The sequence below is a fragment of the Streptomyces sediminimaris genome (assembly GCF_047049295.1).
GTDB classification, from domain to species: Bacteria; Actinomycetota; Actinomycetes; order Streptomycetales; family Streptomycetaceae; genus Streptomyces; species Streptomyces sediminimaris.
On record NZ_JBJWOT010000001.1, the window covers coordinates 3300267 to 3315235 of the forward strand.

The 14969-nt window shown below is 72.9% G+C and carries 13 protein-coding genes; 7 read left to right on the forward strand and 6 right to left on the reverse strand.

The genetic code is table 11. From position 1 onward, the window contains the following. Positions 1 to 32: 32 nt before the first annotated feature. Positions 33 to 1640: an RDD family protein gene (locus tag ACJ9NR_RS15310; RefSeq protein WP_412488116.1), complete on the reverse strand. Its 1608-nt coding sequence runs from the start codon at positions 1638 to 1640 to the stop codon at positions 33 to 35. A 241-nt stretch (positions 1641 to 1881) separates the two neighbouring features. Here ACJ9NR_RS15310 and ACJ9NR_RS15315 point away from each other — a divergent pair, with 241 nt between their 5' ends. Further along, the gene (locus tag ACJ9NR_RS15315; protein WP_412488117.1) at positions 1882 to 2295 is read left to right on the forward strand and encodes an SsgA family sporulation/cell division regulator; all 414 of its coding nucleotides are present in this window, start codon (positions 1882 to 1884) and stop codon (positions 2293 to 2295) included. Positions 2296 to 2311: 16 nt separating this feature from the next. Here ACJ9NR_RS15315 and ACJ9NR_RS15320 read toward each other — a convergent pair whose 3' ends face one another. Next, complete coding sequence (locus ACJ9NR_RS15320) at positions 2312 to 3727, reverse strand: FAD-binding oxidoreductase (protein WP_412488118.1); 1416 nt, start codon at positions 3725 to 3727, stop codon at positions 2312 to 2314. Between the two features lie 92 nt (positions 3728 to 3819). Between ACJ9NR_RS15320 and ACJ9NR_RS15325 the strand changes: the two genes are divergently transcribed. After that, on the forward strand, positions 3820 to 5286 hold the full coding sequence (locus ACJ9NR_RS15325; RefSeq protein ID WP_412488119.1) for a tetratricopeptide repeat protein: 1467 nt from the start codon (positions 3820 to 3822) through the stop codon (positions 5284 to 5286). A gap of 182 nt (positions 5287 to 5468) precedes the next feature. Here ACJ9NR_RS15325 and hppD read toward each other — a convergent pair whose 3' ends face one another. Further along, on the reverse strand, positions 5469 to 6614 hold the full coding sequence (gene hppD / locus ACJ9NR_RS15330; protein WP_412488120.1) for a 4-hydroxyphenylpyruvate dioxygenase: 1146 nt from the start codon (positions 6612 to 6614) through the stop codon (positions 5469 to 5471). 126 nt (positions 6615 to 6740) lie between these two features. Here hppD and ACJ9NR_RS15335 point away from each other — a divergent pair, with 126 nt between their 5' ends. Genes ACJ9NR_RS15335 through ACJ9NR_RS15355 form a run of 5 tightly spaced genes read left to right on the forward strand, consistent with a single transcriptional unit; the run spans position 6741 to position 10927 of the window. Next, positions 6741 to 7220, forward strand: a complete 480-nt coding sequence (locus ACJ9NR_RS15335; protein WP_412488121.1) for an Lrp/AsnC family transcriptional regulator — start codon at positions 6741 to 6743, stop codon at positions 7218 to 7220. A gap of 21 nt (positions 7221 to 7241) precedes the next feature. After that, positions 7242 to 7889 carry an ABC transporter permease gene (locus ACJ9NR_RS15340; protein WP_412488122.1) on the forward strand — a complete coding sequence of 216 codons (648 nt, stop codon included), beginning with the start codon at positions 7242 to 7244 and terminating at the stop codon, positions 7887 to 7889. After that, entirely contained in the window at positions 7882 to 9132 is a 1251-nt protein-coding gene (locus ACJ9NR_RS15345; RefSeq protein ID WP_412512698.1) for a betaine/proline/choline family ABC transporter ATP-binding protein, read from the forward strand. Before ACJ9NR_RS15340 ends, ACJ9NR_RS15345 begins: the two co-directional genes overlap by 8 nt. Then, on the forward strand, positions 9132 to 9965 hold the full coding sequence (locus ACJ9NR_RS15350) for an ABC transporter permease (RefSeq protein ID WP_412488124.1): 834 nt from the start codon (positions 9132 to 9134) through the stop codon (positions 9963 to 9965). Before ACJ9NR_RS15345 ends, ACJ9NR_RS15350 begins: the two co-directional genes overlap by 1 nt. Next, positions 9962 to 10927 (forward strand): glycine betaine ABC transporter substrate-binding protein, encoded by a 966-nt coding sequence (locus ACJ9NR_RS15355; protein WP_412488125.1) that lies wholly within the window; start codon positions 9962 to 9964, stop codon positions 10925 to 10927. Before ACJ9NR_RS15350 ends, ACJ9NR_RS15355 begins: the two co-directional genes overlap by 4 nt. Positions 10928 to 11100: 173 nt before the next feature. Here the strand turns inward: ACJ9NR_RS15355 and ACJ9NR_RS15360 are convergent, their stop codons facing one another. The 3 genes from ACJ9NR_RS15360 to ACJ9NR_RS15370 all read right to left on the reverse strand — a co-directional run bounded on the left by ACJ9NR_RS15360 (position 11101) and on the right by ACJ9NR_RS15370 (position 14849). Then, entirely contained in the window at positions 11101 to 11892 is a 792-nt protein-coding gene (locus tag ACJ9NR_RS15360; protein ID WP_412488126.1) for a YlbL family protein, read from the reverse strand. A 189-nt stretch (positions 11893 to 12081) separates the two neighbouring features. Next, on the reverse strand, positions 12082 to 12723 hold the full coding sequence (locus ACJ9NR_RS15365; RefSeq protein WP_412488127.1) for an IclR family transcriptional regulator: 642 nt from the start codon (positions 12721 to 12723) through the stop codon (positions 12082 to 12084). A 332-nt stretch (positions 12724 to 13055) separates the two neighbouring features. Continuing rightward, complete coding sequence (locus ACJ9NR_RS15370) at positions 13056 to 14849, reverse strand: DEAD/DEAH box helicase (RefSeq protein ID WP_412488128.1); 1794 nt, start codon at positions 14847 to 14849, stop codon at positions 13056 to 13058. Positions 14850 to 14969: the final 120 nt, after the last annotated feature.

A 14969-nucleotide genomic window follows, 5' to 3' on the forward strand; every position in this document is an offset into this window, starting at 1 on the left:
ACCGAATCAGCTGGTGCGTACGCCGTAGCCGGTCATCCCGCGACGAACGTACCCGCGGCCTTGTCGTGCCAGCACTGGTGCCAGGGGCGGTCGAACAGGCACCAGGCGATGCCCACGATCCCCACCACCAGCAGTCCCGGCACGCAGTACACGAGCCAGCGGCGCAGCGCGGCGCCGAAGGACGGGGGCTCGTGCGCCTCGATGTCGCGCACCTCCAGCCCCAGCAGCCTCTTGCCCAGGGTCCGGCCCCACCTGGCGGTGGGCAGCGCCTCGTAGAGGACGCCGAAGACGAGCAGCACGGCCAGCACGATGCCCAGGTACACCGCGGTGGTGCCGTCCAGCAGCCATACGGTCACCGTCTCGCCGGAGAGCCTGGCCGCGTCGATCTTCTCGTCGACGTGGTCGAGCGCCTTGCTGCCCAGCGGAACGGCGGCCACGGCGGTGACGGCCGCGAGGACGGCGGTGTCCAGCAGCCGGGCGGCCAGCCGCTTGCCCAGGCCCGCGGGGCGGGCGGCGGCCTGACGGCGGGCGGCGGCCGTGAAGACGTCCTCGACGGGCGGCTTCCACGGGGCGACCGGCTGCTCCTCGTCGGCACCCGCGAGCCGGTGCACCTGCTGCGCCCAGGAGGACTGACCGCCACCGGCGCCGCTGGTCATGGGGGCGGGAGCCGCGGCGGGCTGCCCCGCGGGCGCCTGGGCGACGGGAGCCTGCCCGGCCGGAGACCGGCCCGGGGCGGCGGGCCGGACGGCACCACCGGGCTGCGGCGGAAGTACCGGGGAGGGCTGCCGGGGGCCGGAGGGACCGGGCTGCACGGGTGGTGCCGGGGAGGCCGGTGGTGCCGGAGAGCTGGGTGATGAAGAAGAGGCGGCGGGCGGTGCCGGAGAGGCCGGTGGCGCGGAGGAGGCCGGTGGTGCGGAAGGCGGCGTCTGCGCCGCGGCGGCGCGCTCCGCCGCCGCCTTGCCCGCGCCGAAACCGGGCTTCTGCCCGCCCCCGCCCCGCACCCCGTCCTGCCCTCCGGTGCCCGGGGTCACCGCGCGGAAGGTCATCGTGCCCTCGTCGGCCGGGGGGCCGCCGGGCCGGGGGAAGCCGGGAGCGCCCGTGCCCTTCGCCCCCGCCGCGCCGGCCCCCGCGGACGGCGTGGCCGGCCGGCGGAAGACGAACGTGCCGCCGGAGTCCACGTCGCCGGAGCCCCCGTCCGCCGGCGGGATGGTGGCCGTGCCGTCGGTGCGGGCGGCCCGGCCCTCCGGCGGGGCCGGGGTGTCGGCGGGGACGCGCGGGTCCGCGGCCGGCGGCGAACCCCAGGAGACCCGGCGGTCCTGCTCGCCGCCGAAGCCGGCCTGACGGGCTGCGTCGGCGCCCCAGGCTGACGCGGGTTCGGGACGGCCGCCGTGCTGCGCCTCGGCCGGGGACGGTCCGGGCTCGGGGTCCTCGTCGAAGAAGTGCGGTCCCGTCTCCTCCACGGCAGCCGGGTGCGCACCGGGCGGCGGCGCGAGCGACTCGCCGTCCGTGGGGGCCGGACGGCTGGTGCCCGGTACCCACGCCGCGCCGTTCCAGTACCGGACATATCCAGGAATGGACGGATCCGGGTAATACCCTTCGCGGGGCCTGCTGTCACCGGGGGCCGGGGTTGGGGCACTCATGTCCGTCGTCCCGTATCTGCTCGGGGGTGAATAGGGGGGTCCACATCTATCAGACCCGCTGCTCCGCCACCGCCCGTCCCGCCGTACCCACCCCTTTCCGGGCAAGCCCGTGCACGGCCTTCACACACTCGGAGAAAAAAGTTCCCGCGACCCGCGTAATGCCCGGGCGGCCGGCGCCTCTCTCCCCGTACGGGCCCGCCGTGAGGCCCCGTACACCTGCCCGAGAGAGGAACCGCACGCCATGCACTACACCGTGGTGGAACGCGAGCTGGAGCTCAGACTGATCCTGTCCCCGGGACGCAGCGTCCCGGTCCCCGCCCGGCTGAGCTACCGCACCGACGAGCCGTACGCCGTCCACATCGCCTTCCACATCACCTCCGAGAACCCCGTGACCTGGACGTTCTCCCGTGACCTGCTGGTGGAGGGGGTGTTCCGGCCGTGCGGGCACGGGGACGTGCGGGTGTGGCCGGCCAAGTCGGAGGGACGCGGCGTCGTCCTGATGGCGCTGAGTTCACCCGACGGTGACGCCCTGCTGGAGGCGCCGGCCGCCCAGGTCTCGGCCTGGCTGGAGCGAACGCTGCGGGTGGTGCCCCCGGGGACTGAGGGCGGGCAGCTGGGGATCGACGACGCGCTCGACCAGCTGCTCGCCCGGTGAGCCCACCGGGGCCGGCTCAGAACAGCTTGCCGGGGTTCAGGATGTTCAGCGGATCGAAGACCTGCTTGATCTGCCGCTGCATCTCCACCCCCACCGGGCCGATCTCGCGCGCCAGCCACTCCTTCTTCAGCACGCCCACGCCGTGCTCGCCGGTGATCGTGCCGCCGAGCTCCAGGCCGAGGGCCATGATCTCGTCGAAGGACTCGCGGGCGCGCCGGGACTCGTCGGGGTCGGCCGCGTCGAAGCAGACCGTCGGGTGCGTGTTGCCGTCGCCCGCGTGTGCGACGACCCCGATGGTGAGCCGGTACTTCTCGGCGATCCGCTCGGTGCCCTCGAGCATCTCGCCGAGCCGGGACCGGGGCACGCACACGTCGTCGATCATCGTGGTGCCGCTGACCGCCTCCAGCGCGGTGAGCGACAACCGCCGGGCCTGCAGCAGCAGTTCGGACTCGGCGAAGTCGTCGGCGGGCACCACCCGGGTGGCGCCCGCCGCCTCGCACAGCTCCCCGACGGCGGCGAGGTCGGCGGCCGGGTCGGGGGTGTCGAAGGCGGCCAGGAGCAGGGCCTCGGTGGTCTCCGGCAGACCCATCCGCGCCATGTCGTTGACCGCCTTGACCGTCGTACGGTCCATCAGCTCCAGCAGCGACGGCACATGGCCGCCCGCCATGATCCGGCACACCGCGTCACAGGCGGCCGCCCCGGAGGCGAACTCCGCCGCCAGCACCAGCTGCTGCGGCGGCCGCGGCCGGAGCGCGAGGACCGCCCGTACGACCACGCCGAGCGAGCCCTCGGAGCCGACGAAGAGGCGGGTGAGGTCGTAACCGGCGACGCCCTTGGCCGTACGGCGGCCGGTGGACATCAGCCGCCCGTCCGCCAGCACCACCTCGAGGCCGAGCACGTACTCGGCGGTGACCCCGTACTTCACGCAGCACAGGCCGCCCGAGGCCGTCCCGATGTTGCCGCCGATGGTGCACATCTCCCAGCTGGAGGGGTCCGGCGGGTAGTACAGCCCGTGCTCGCCGACGGCGCGGGAGAGGGTGGCGTTGACGACACCCGGCTCCACCACGGCGATGCGGTCGACGGGGTTGATCTCGAGGATCCGGTCCATTCTGGTCAGCGACAGCACGACGCAGCCGTCGGCGGCGTTGGCCCCGCCCGACAGGCCGGTGCGGGCGCCCTGCGGGACGACCGGGACGCGCAGTTCGGTGGCGGTGCGCATGACGTGCTGCACCTGCTCGACCGTGCGCGGCAGCACGACCACCGCCGGGGTGCCGGCCGGGCAGAAGCTGGCCATGTCGTTGGCATAGGAGACCGTGACGTCCGGGTCGGTCAGGACGGCCTCTGCGGGCAGACCGGCCAGGAGCCGGTCCACGAGGTTCCCGGGCACTGCTGTGTCCTCATGGCGACGCGCTTCGATACGGCTCATGATCACAGGTTCGCACCCGGGGCCATCGGTGTGAACCCCGTCTACGGCAGTGGACGTATGCCGCGATGTGCTCGTCGTACTGACGCACAGTGATCGCCATGGAGAACCAAGCGGAGGCCGCCGGGCGGGCGCGGGGTGGCACCAGGGGCCGGCGGGTGCTGCTCGCCGCCGTCGTGGGGTGCGCCGTGCTCGGCGGGGCGTCGGCGTGGTGGCCCTGGCAGCGGCCGGACGTGCGTCCGCCGGCCGGGCCGGCACCGGGCGCGCGGGCGCTGTCGGCGGTCACCGCGGGCGTGCCGGCCTCGCTGCCCGGGCTGGCGGCACTGATCGACGAGCGCGAGGCCCTGCTGCGGCGGCACCCCCGGGACGCGCGGTCGTGGGCGGTGCTCGGGGCGGCCTATGTGGAGCAGGGGCGGCGCACGGCGGACGCCGGGAACTACCCGCGGGCCGAGAAGGCCCTGCGCACCTCGCTGCGGGTGCGGCCGCGGAAGAACGCGGCCGCGCTGGACGGCATGGCGGCGCTGGCGAACGCCCGCCGGGACTTCCGGTCGGCGCGGAGCTGGGGCGAGGCGGCGCTGAGGCTCGACGCCAGGCGCTGGACGGCGTATCCGCCGCTGATCGACGCCTACACCGGGCTCGGCGACCACAAGGCGGCCGGGCGGACGCTGGACCGGCTGCTGGAGCTGCGTTCCGGGGCGGCCGTGCGGGCGCGGGCCGCGGCCGTCTACCGCGACCGGGGCTGGCGCGAGGACGCCGCGGCCGCCCTGTCCGACGCGGCGGCGGCAGCGGGTGCGCCCGCCGAGCGGGCGGCGTACCTGGAGCGGGCCGGGGAGCTGGCCTGGGAGCGCGGGGACCTGGCGGAGGCGCTGCGGCTCTTCCGGGCGGCGGTGCGGCTCGACCCCGACCAGCGGGCGGCGCAGGCCGGGCAGGGGCGGACGCTGGCCGCGCTCGGCCGCACGACGGAGGCGCTGAGCGCCTACCGGGTGGCGCTCGGCAAGCAGCCGCGCCCCGCCTGTGCCCTGGAGCTGGGCGAGCTGTACGAGTCGCTGGGGCTGGAGCAGGCGGCCCGGGTGGAGTACGACCTGCTGCGCACCCTGGCCGCGCAGGACGCCGCGGGCGGGGTCGACGACGAGCTGGTGCTCGGGACCTTCGAGGCGGACCACGGGGATCCGCGGGCGGCCGTGCGCCGGCTGCGCGCGGAGTGGCAGCGGCAGCCGGGGACCGAGGTGGCCGACGCGCTGGGGTGGGCGCTGCACCGGGCCGGTGACGACAAGCAGGCGCTGGCGTTCGCCGTGGCCGCGACGGACCGGGCGCACGGGGGCGGCGTCCGCAGTGCCCCGTACGCCTATCACCGGGGCATGATCGAGCGGGGGCTGGGGCTCGCCGCTCCCGCTCGGCGGCATCTGCGGGAGGCGCTGCGGATCAACCCCCGCTTCTCGCCGCTCGCCGTGCCGCCCGCCAGGCAGGCGCTCGCCGCGCTGGGCGAACCGCCCGACGAGCCGGTGCCCACCGGCACCCCGGGCGGCGCGGACGGCGCGGACGGCAAGGCGCCCCGGCGGCCCAGCTGAGCCGGGCCGCGGCGGTGCCGGTCGGCGGACCGCGGCGGTGCGCACGGCCCGCCGACCGGCTCGCGGTGGCCGGGCCGGCCCCCCGTGTCCCGCGGATGCCCCGCGGCACCCGCGGGGCACGGGACCGCCGGCGTCCGCTCAGGGGCGGCGCGTTCCGCGGACGCGCGGGTTCCGCGCGGACCTCACAGGTTGCCGCGCTTGGCCTGCTCCCGCTCGATCGCCTCGAACAGGGCCTTGAAGTTGCCCTTGCCGAAGCCCATCGAGCCGTGCCGCTCGATGATCTCGAAGAAGACCGTCGGACGGTCCTGGACCGGCTTGGTGAAGATCTGCAGCAGGTAGCCGTCCTCGTCGCGGTCGGCCAGGATCTTCAGCTCACGCAGCGTCTCGACGGGCACGCGGGTGTCGCCGACCCACTCGCCGAGGGTGTCGTAGTAGGAGTCCGGGGTGTTGAGGAACTCCACGCCGGCCGCGCGCATCGTGCGGACCGTCTGCACGATGTCGCCCGTGTTGAGCGCGATGTGCTGCACGCCCGCGCCGCCGTAGAACTCCAGGTACTCGTCGATCTGGGACTTCTTCTTGGCGACGGCGGGCTCGTTGATCGGGAACTTCACCTTGAGCGTGCCGTCGGCCACCACCTTCGACATCAGCGCGCTGTACTCGGTGGCGATGTCGTCGCCCACGAACTCCTTCATGTTCGTGAAGCCCATGACCTTGTTGTAGAAGCCGACCCACTCGTTCATGCGGCCGAGTTCGACGTTGCCGACGCAGTGGTCGACCGCCTGGAAGGTGCGGTGGGCGGGCGGCTCGACGATCGGTGCCGCGGCGACGAAGCCGGGCAGGTAGGGGCCGTCGTAGCCGGAGCGCTCCACGAGGGTGTGCCGGGTCTCGCCGTAGGTGGCGATCGCCGCGAGGACGACCGTGCCGTGCTCGTCCTTCATCTCGTACGGCTCGGCCACCGAGCGGGCGCCGTGCTCGATCGCGTAGGCGTGGGCGGCGCGGGCGTCCGGCACCTCGATGGCGAGGTCGACGACGCCGTCGCCGTGCTCGGCCACATGCTGGGCGAGGAAGTTGCCCCAGGTGGTGTGGGGCTTGATGACGGAGGTGAGGACGAAGCGCGCCGAGCCGTTCTCCAGCACGTAGCTCGCGGTCTCGCGGCTGCCGTTCTCCGGTCCGGAGTAGGCGACCAGCTGCATGCCGAAGGCGCTGGAGTAGTAGTGCGCGGCCTGCTTGGCGTTGCCCACGGCGAAGACGACCGCGTCCATTCCCTTGACCGGGAAGGGGTCGGCCTGCCGGGCGGTGTCGGGAGTGTGGTGTGTGGTCTGCGTCATAGCGGCAGCCTGACCGGCGTACGCAAGGTGCGCAATAGTTTGCGGATTCACTGGGCAATCTGCTCAGCGGGAGGCCCGTAAAGGCGGCCCTTCTGTACAGGATGACCACTCGATCGGGAGGCCGATGTGGCGATCGACCAGCTGGACGGCAGGATCATCGTGCTGCTGGCACGGGAGCCGCGGATCGGGGTGCTGGAGATGTCCCGGCGGCTCGGGGTGGCGCGCGGGACCGTGCAGGCCCGGCTGGACCGCCTTCAGTCGAATGGCGTCATCCGCGGGTTCGGGCCCCAGGTGGATCCCGCCGCCCTCGGATACCCCGTCACCGCCTTCGCCACCCTGCAGATCCGGCAGGGCCAAGGATCCGACGTACGGGCCCACTTGGCGACCGTGCCCGAGGTGCTGGAGCTGCACACCACCACCGGCAGCGGGGACATGCTGTGCCGCCTGGTGGCCCGCTCCAACGCCGATCTCCAGCGGGTCATCGACCGCGTGGTCGGTTTTGATGGCATTGTCCGGGCCGCCACCGCGATCGTCATGGAGAATCCCGTTCCGCTGCGGATCATCCCGCTGGTGGAACAGGCGGCGGAGGAACCGGAGAGGACCTAGCCGATCCTGGGGTGAGCGCGCGTGAGCTTCTGGGAGTACCTGAGCACCCGGCACCAGCAGCTGCTCGCCGATGCCTACCAGCACGCGAGCGCCGTCTTCCAGTGCATGGTCGTGGCGACCCTGATCGGTGTGGCGGTCGGCATCGCCACCTACCGCACCGAGTGGGCCGCGAGCCTCGCCACCCTGACCACCTCGACCGTTCTGACCATCCCGTCGCTCGCCATGATCGGCCTGCTCATCCCGCTCGTGGGCCTGGGCGTGGCGCCCACCGTCATCGCACTGACCCTGTACGGGCTGCTGCCCATCGTGCGCAACGCCATCGTCGGGCTGCGCGGGGTCGACCCGTCACTGGTGGACGCGGCGCGCGGCATCGGGATGTCGCGGCCGATGCGGCTGGTGCGGGTCGAGCTGCCGCTGGCCTGGCCGCCGATCCTGACGGGCATCCGGATCGCCACGCAGATGCTGATGGGCATCGCCGCCATCGCCGCCTACGCCTCCGGGCCCGGCCTGGGCAACGAGATCTTCCGCGGCATCGGCTCGCTGGGCAGCAAGAACGCCCTCAACCAGGTCCTCGCGGGCACGCTGGGCATCATCATCCTCGCGCTCTTGTTCGACGCCGCGTACGTCCTGATCGGGCGGCTGACCATTTCGAGGGGGATCCGTGTCTGACACCTCCGCCGGCGCCGCGGCGACCGGGGCGACCATCGAGCTCGACAACCTCACCAAGCAGTACCCGGGCAATCCCGCGCCCGCCGTCGACAACGTCTCCATGGAGATCAGGGCGGGCGAGATCGTCATCCTCGTCGGCCCGTCCGGCTGCGGGAAGTCCACGACCCTGAAGATGATCAACCGGCTGATCGAGCCGACCGGCGGCCGCATCCGCATCGGCGGCGAGGACGTCACCCACATGGACCCGGTGAGGCTGCGCCGCAAGATCGGGTACGCCATCCAGTCGGCCGGGCTCTTCCCGCACATGACCGTCGCCCAGAACATCGCCCTCGTACCGGGGATGGCCGGCTGGCCCAAGGCCCGCATCAAGGCGCGGGTCGAGGAGCTGCTGGACCTCGTCGGCCTCGACCCGGCCGAGTTCCACGGGCGCTATCCGCGCCAGCTGTCGGGCGGCCAGCAGCAGCGCGTGGGCGTGGCGCGGGCGCTGTCCGCCGACCCGCCGGTGCTGCTGATGGACGAGCCGTTCGGCGCGGTCGACCCGATCACCCGCGACCACCTCCAGGACGAGCTGATCCGGCTCCAGCACGAGCTGCACAAGACGATCGTGTTCGTCACGCACGACTTCGACGAGGCGATCAAGCTCGGCGACCGGATCGCCGTCCTGCGCGAACGCTCGCACATCGCGCAGTTCGACACCCCGGAGTCGATCCTCACCAACCCGGCGGACGACTTCGTGTCCGGGTTCGTGGGCGCGGGGGCCGCCCTGAAGCGGCTGAATCTCACCCGGGTGAGGGACGTCGAGATCACCGACTACCCGACCGTCACCCTCGACGACCCGCTGCAGGAGATCTTCAACCGGCTCCGCGGCAGCGGCACCAACGAGATCCTGCTGCTCGACAAGCGCCGCCGCCCCTACAAATGGCTCAGGCGCGGTGACCTCATGCGCGCCCGCGGCTCGCTCGCGCGTGCGGGCACGCTGGTCAGCGACACGGTGACCCGGGACGCGACCCTGCGCGACGCGCTGGAGGCGGTGCTGACCGACAACGCCGGGCGGGTCGCGGTCACCGGGCGGCGCGGCGCCTACGAGGGCGTCGTCGACATGGAGACCCTCATGAACTCCGTGCACGAGCTGCTGGAGGCCGACCGGCTCGAGGCGCTGGAGCACCAGCACGACCTGCAGGAGATGCGCTCCGCGCAGACCCACGCCGAGCAGGAGGGCCCGGGAGGGGTGGTGCAGGCGTGATGACCAGCCCGGGGGTGGACGAACCGGAGCTGGACGGACCGCGGGCGCGGGAGGAGACCGGCAGCGGCCCGCCGCTCGTCCCGAGCCGCCCGAGGGCACGCATCAGCCGGCGGAAACTGACCGTCCTGCCCTCCGTGATCGTCGCCGTGCTGCTCGCGACCTGGCTCTGGTTCCGGCAGGCCGACCTCGACGCGATCTCCCAGAACGCCCTGTCGAACGGCCGGGTCTCCAAGGCCCTGTGGCAGCAGGTCAGGCTGACCGTGATCTCCACCTTCTTCGTGCTGATCATCGCGATCCCGCTGGGCATCCTGCTCACCCGCAAGGCCTTCCGCAGAGCCACCCCGGTGGCCATGACCATCGCCAACATGGGCCAGGCGACCCCGGCGCTCGGCCTGCTGGCGCTGCTGGTGATCTGGCTCGGCACCGGCACCAGGGCGGCCCTGATCGGCATCATCGTCTACGCCGTCCTGCCCGTGCTGTCGAACACCATCGCCGGCCTCAAGGCCAACGACCCGGCCCTGATGGAGGCCGCCCGCGGCATCGGCATGTCGCCGCTCGGAGTGCTCACCCGGGTCGAACTCCCGCTCGCCGTCCCGCTGATCCTCGCCGGTGTCCGCACCGCCCTGGTCCTCAACGTCGGCACCGCGACCCTGGCCACCTTCGGCGGGGGCGGCGGCCTGGGCGTGCTCATCACCGTCGGCATCACCACCCAGCGCATGCCGGTGCTGATGCTGGGCTCGATCCTCACGGTCGTCCTGGCGCTCCTGGTGGACTGGCTGGCCTCACTGGCCGAACTCCTGCTGCGGCCACGGGGACTGGAGACGGAGTCATGAGACGGGCCGCGGGCGTGCTGCTGGCCGGCGTGCTGGTGGCCGCCTCCGGCTGCGGCCTGCACAGCGGCTCCCCCATGGCCGACTCCGTGCGGCCCGGCACGATCGGCCGGGGCGAGCCGCTCAAGGGCGCCCAGCTGACGGTCACCTCCAAGGAGTTCACCGAGCAGCTGATCCTCGGCGCGATCATGGGCATCGCCTTCGAGGCGGCCGGCGCCGACGTCCTCGACCGCACCGGCATCCAGGGCTCCATCGGCTCCCGGGAGGCCGTCACGTCCGGGACGGCGGACGGCGGCTTCGAGTACACGGGCACCGCCTGGATCACCTACCTCGGCAACAGCAGGCCGATCAGCGACCCGCACAAGCAGTGGGAGGCCGTCCGCGACGCCGACCGGAAGAACGGCGTGACGTGGCTGCCGGCCTCCGCGCTGGACAACACCTACGCGCTGGCGATGAACCGGGCCGAGCACGAGAAGTACGGCACGGGGACGCTGTCCGGGGTGGCCGCGCTGGCCGAGAAGGACCCCGGTGCCGTGACCCTCTGCGTCGAGGGCGAGTTCGCCAACCGGGCGGACGGGCTGCCGGGCATGGAGAAGGCGTACGGGATGAGCATCCCGGCGAGGAACATCACCCAGATGGACACCGGCATCATCTACACCCAGGTGGCGAAGGGGAAGTGCACCTACGGGGAGGTGTTCACCACCGACGGACGCATCAAGTCGATGCACCTGGTGGTGATGGAGGACGACAGGGGATTCTTCCCCCACTACAACGCGGCGCCGATGATCAACACGAAGACGCTGGAGAAGTGGCCGGCGATCGCCGAGGTCCTCGGCCCCGTCACCGCGAAGCTCGACAACCAGGTGGCGCAGACGCTCAACGCGAAGGTGGACGTCGACGGGCAGGACCCGCACCAGGTGGCACTGGACTGGATGGAGCGGGAGGGCCTGGTGAAACCGGGCTGAGCCGGCCGAGCCGCCCGCCCGGCCGCGTCAGCAGGACCAGCGGGACCAGCGGGACCAGCAGCATCAGCCGGACCAGCAGGGCCAGTCCGGACCGGCCGGATCAGCAGGGTCAGCCGGATCAGCAGGGTCAGCCGGATCAGCCGGATCAGCAGGGTCAGTCCGGACCAGCAGGATCAGCAGGAGGGGACGGAGCCCTTGCCCTTCTCCAGGGAGACCAGGGCCTTCACCGCGCCGTCCAGCGTCTTCACCGGGACCAGCCGCAGCCCCTTGGGCAGCTCGGACCTGGCGTCGGAGCACTCCGCCCTCGGCACCAGGAACACCGTCGCCCCGTCCCGGCGCGCGGCCTGCGTCTTCAGCGCCACGCCGCCGACGGGGCCCACCGTCCCGTCGGCGGCGATGGTGCCCGTACCGGCGATGGTGCGGCCACCCGTGAGGTCGCCGCCGCTGCCGTCGCCGTCCAGCTTGTCGATGATGCCGAGGGTGAACAGCAGCCCGGCGCTCGGACCGCCGACGTCCGCCAGCTTCAGCGTGACCTTGACCTTGTCGCCGCCGAGGTGCAGATAGTCCAGCGCGGCCCGGGTCGCCGCGTCCTGCGACTCCTTCATCTGCGCGCGGTTGTGCTCCTCGATCTGCCGGGTGGAGTCGCCGCTCGGGTAGACCGAGTCACGCGGCAGGACGGCGCGGTCCGTCGCGAACCAGGCGCCGACCACGTCGCCCAGCGACACATGGGTGTCCGGGTTGGTCGCCTCGATCGTCGTCATCCGCAGCTCCCCGCTGGTGGCGCGGACCTTCGCACCGGAGATCGTGATCACCGGGGTGCCCTGGTTCTTGCCGAGCACGTTCGCCGTCAGTCCGGGCTGCGCCAGCGAGAAGGGCAGCGGGGCGAACACCGCCGTGGCGATCAGGGCCACGACGGGCAGCGCGCATACGGCCAGGGCCTGGGAGCGTGTGAGGCGTGAGAGCACGGGATCAATCTAACGTGGCGGCGACATCCGGCCAGGTGCCGGTCGGTTCGGGCGGCCCCGCCCGGCCGGTCAGGCGGTCCGGCAGTGCCCCCCGAAGGGGCGCGGGGAACCGCGCGACCAGCCGCAAAGGCGCCGCGGACGGCAGCACATGCCACCGCGCCGCGCCGCGCCCCGCGGAGCGCTCGGCGTTCAGCGCAGGGCCTCGGCGACTTCCTTCGCGGCGTCGACCACCCGCTGCCCCACCCGCTCGGGCACCGCGTCGGCCAGCATCACGACCCCGACGCTGCCCTCGACCCCGGTGACCCCCAGCAGCGGCGCGGCCGCCCCGCTGGCACCCGCCTCCAGCTCCCCGTGGGTCAGCGTGTACCCGGGTTCCGGCAGGGGCCTGACCCGTGCGGCGAGGATCGCCTTGCCCGCGGCCCCCCGGTCGAGCGGATGCCGGAACCCGGCCCGGTACGCCACGTGGTAGTCGGTCCACGTCGGCTCGACGACGGCCACGGCCAGCGCCTCGGCGCCGTCCACGAGCGTGAGGTGCGCGGTCGCGCCGATGTCCTCGGCCAGCGACCGGAGCGCCGGCAACGCGGCCTCCCGCACCAGTGGATGCACCTGACGGCCCAGTCGCAGTACGCCGAGCCCCACCCGGGCGCGGCCGCCCAGGTCCCGGCGTATCAGAGCGTGTTGTTCGAGCGTGGCCAGCAACCGGTACACCACGGTCCGGTTCACGCCCAGTCGGTTGGAAAGCTCGGTGACGGTCAGCCCGTGGTCCGTATCGGCCAGCAGCTTGAGGACGCGCAGTCCCCGGTCGAGCGTCTGAGAGGTCTCCGCGGTCACGACGCCCACTCCTCCAAGTGGTGAGGTCGGCGGACCTCAGCGCGGCGGTGCGTCACCGAGTCCCGTCAGTGACGCGCACAGAGGCCGCCGATCGGCCGGCGGCCCGGCATGTACCGGGCCGCGTCGCTTCACGGCTGCGCTCCGCGGCGGCTCTGCCACGGGGCGTTTGCGTAGCGGGACAGTAGCGAAGTGAGTTCGCTCAGCGGAAGGCTCCGTCCAGAATCCGGGCACCGCCAGGGACGGACTACGTCCGTATGTCGTGATTCGTACGGGGCGCAACAACCGGCTGCACCAGGATCCTGCGCCCCCCCTGTGAGCAGGCACGCGCCGGGTCAGCGCATCCGCGTGGCCCACTCCTGCACCTTGGCGATCCGCTGCTTCAGCTGCCCGGCCGTGGCCTCGGCGCTGGGCGGCCCGCCGCAGGTGCGCCGCAGCTCGGTGTGGATGACGCCGTGCGGCTTGCCGCTCTGGTGGACGTACGCGCTCACCATCGTGTTGAGCTTCTTGCGCAGCTCCATCATCTCCTTGTGCGAGACGACCGGCCGGCGCTCGGCGGGCAGCTCGAGCAGGTCGGCCTCGCTGTCCGGCTTCTTGCGGCTGTGCGCGATCTGCCGCGCCTGCCGCTTCTGCAGGAGCAGCTGCACCTGGTCGGGCTCCAGCAGTCCGGGGATCCCGAGGTAGTCCTGTTCCTCCTCGCTCCCCGGGTGGGCCTGCATGCCGAACTCGGCGCCGTCGTAGAGCACCCGGTCGAAGACGGCCTCGGACTCCAGCGCCTCGAAGGCGAACTGCTCCTGCTCGCCGGTGTCCTCGTCCTGCTCCTTGTTCGCCTCCTCCATCTCCTTCTCGGACTCGGCGTACGGGTCCTCCTCGCCCTCCTTCTTCGGCTTGTCGAGGGCGTGGTCGCGCTCGACCTCCATCTCGCCCGCGAAGGTGAGGAGGTCGGGCACGGTCGGGAGGAACACGGAGGCGGTCTCGCCGCGGCGCCTGGAGCGTACGAAGCGGCCGACGGCCTGGGCGAAGAACAGGGGCGTGGAGATGGTGGTGGCGTAGACCCCGACGGCGAGCCGGGGCACGTCGACGCCTTCCGAGACCATCCGGACCGCGACCATCCACCGGTCGTCGCTGCCGCTGAAGTCGTCGATCCGCTTGGACGCGCCGGCGTCGTCGGACAGCACGAGGGTCGGCCGGGCGCCGGTGATCTCGCGGATGAGCTTGGCGTAGGCGCGGGCGGAGTCCTGGTCGGAGGCGATGACGAGGGCGCCGGCGTCCGGGACGGCCTTGCGGACCTCGGTCAGCCGCTGGTCGGCCGCGCGCAGCACGCTGGGCATCCACTCGCCGCGCGGGTCGAGGGCGGTGCGCCAGGCCTGGCTGATCGCGTCCTTGGTCATCGGCTCGCCGAGCCGGGCGGCGATCTCGTCGCCGGCCTTGGTGCGCCAGCGCATGTTGCCGCTGTAGGAGAGGAAGATGACGGGGCGCACGACCCCGTCGCTCAGCGCGCTGCCGTAGCCGTAGGTGTAGTCGGCGGCGGAGCGCCGGATCCCGTCGTCGCCCTCCTCGTACGTCACGAACGGGATGGGGTTGGTGTCGGAGCGGAAGGGCGTGCCCGTGAGCGCGAGGCGCCGGGTGGCGGGCTCGAACGCCTCGAGGCAGGCCTCGCCCCAGGACTTGCTGTCGCCCGCGTGGTGGATCTCGTCGAGGATCACGAGGGTCTTGCGCTGCTCGACCCGGTTGCGGTGCAGCATGGGCCGCACCCCGACACCGGCGTAGGTGACGGCCACACCCTGGTAGTCCTTGCCGAGGGGCCCGGCGCTGTACTCGGGGTCGAGCTTGATGCCTATGCGCGCCGCGGCTTCCGCCCACTGCTTCTTCAGGTGCTCGGTCGGCGCGACCACGGTCACCTGCTGCACGACGTGGTGGTGCAGCAGCCAGGAGGCGAGAGTCAGCGCGAAGGTCGTCTTCCCGGCGCCCGGCGTCGCGACCGCGAGGAAGTCACGCGGCTGCTCGTGGAGGTACTTCTCCATCGCCCCGTGCTGCCAGGCGCGCAGCTTGCCGGCGGTGCCCCAGGGGGCGCGGCCGGGGAAGGCGGGCGAGAGGTGGTGGGAGTGCGAGGCGGAACTGGCGGACATAGGCGTGGGCCCCGAGGGCCCTCCGTTGAGGGCGGTGGCGGTGGATGACGGGCGGGCGGTAGTCACGGTCTCCGGGGATCGGGGGGCGGGACGGCTTGCTGTGACGCGTGGGTCTGTCGG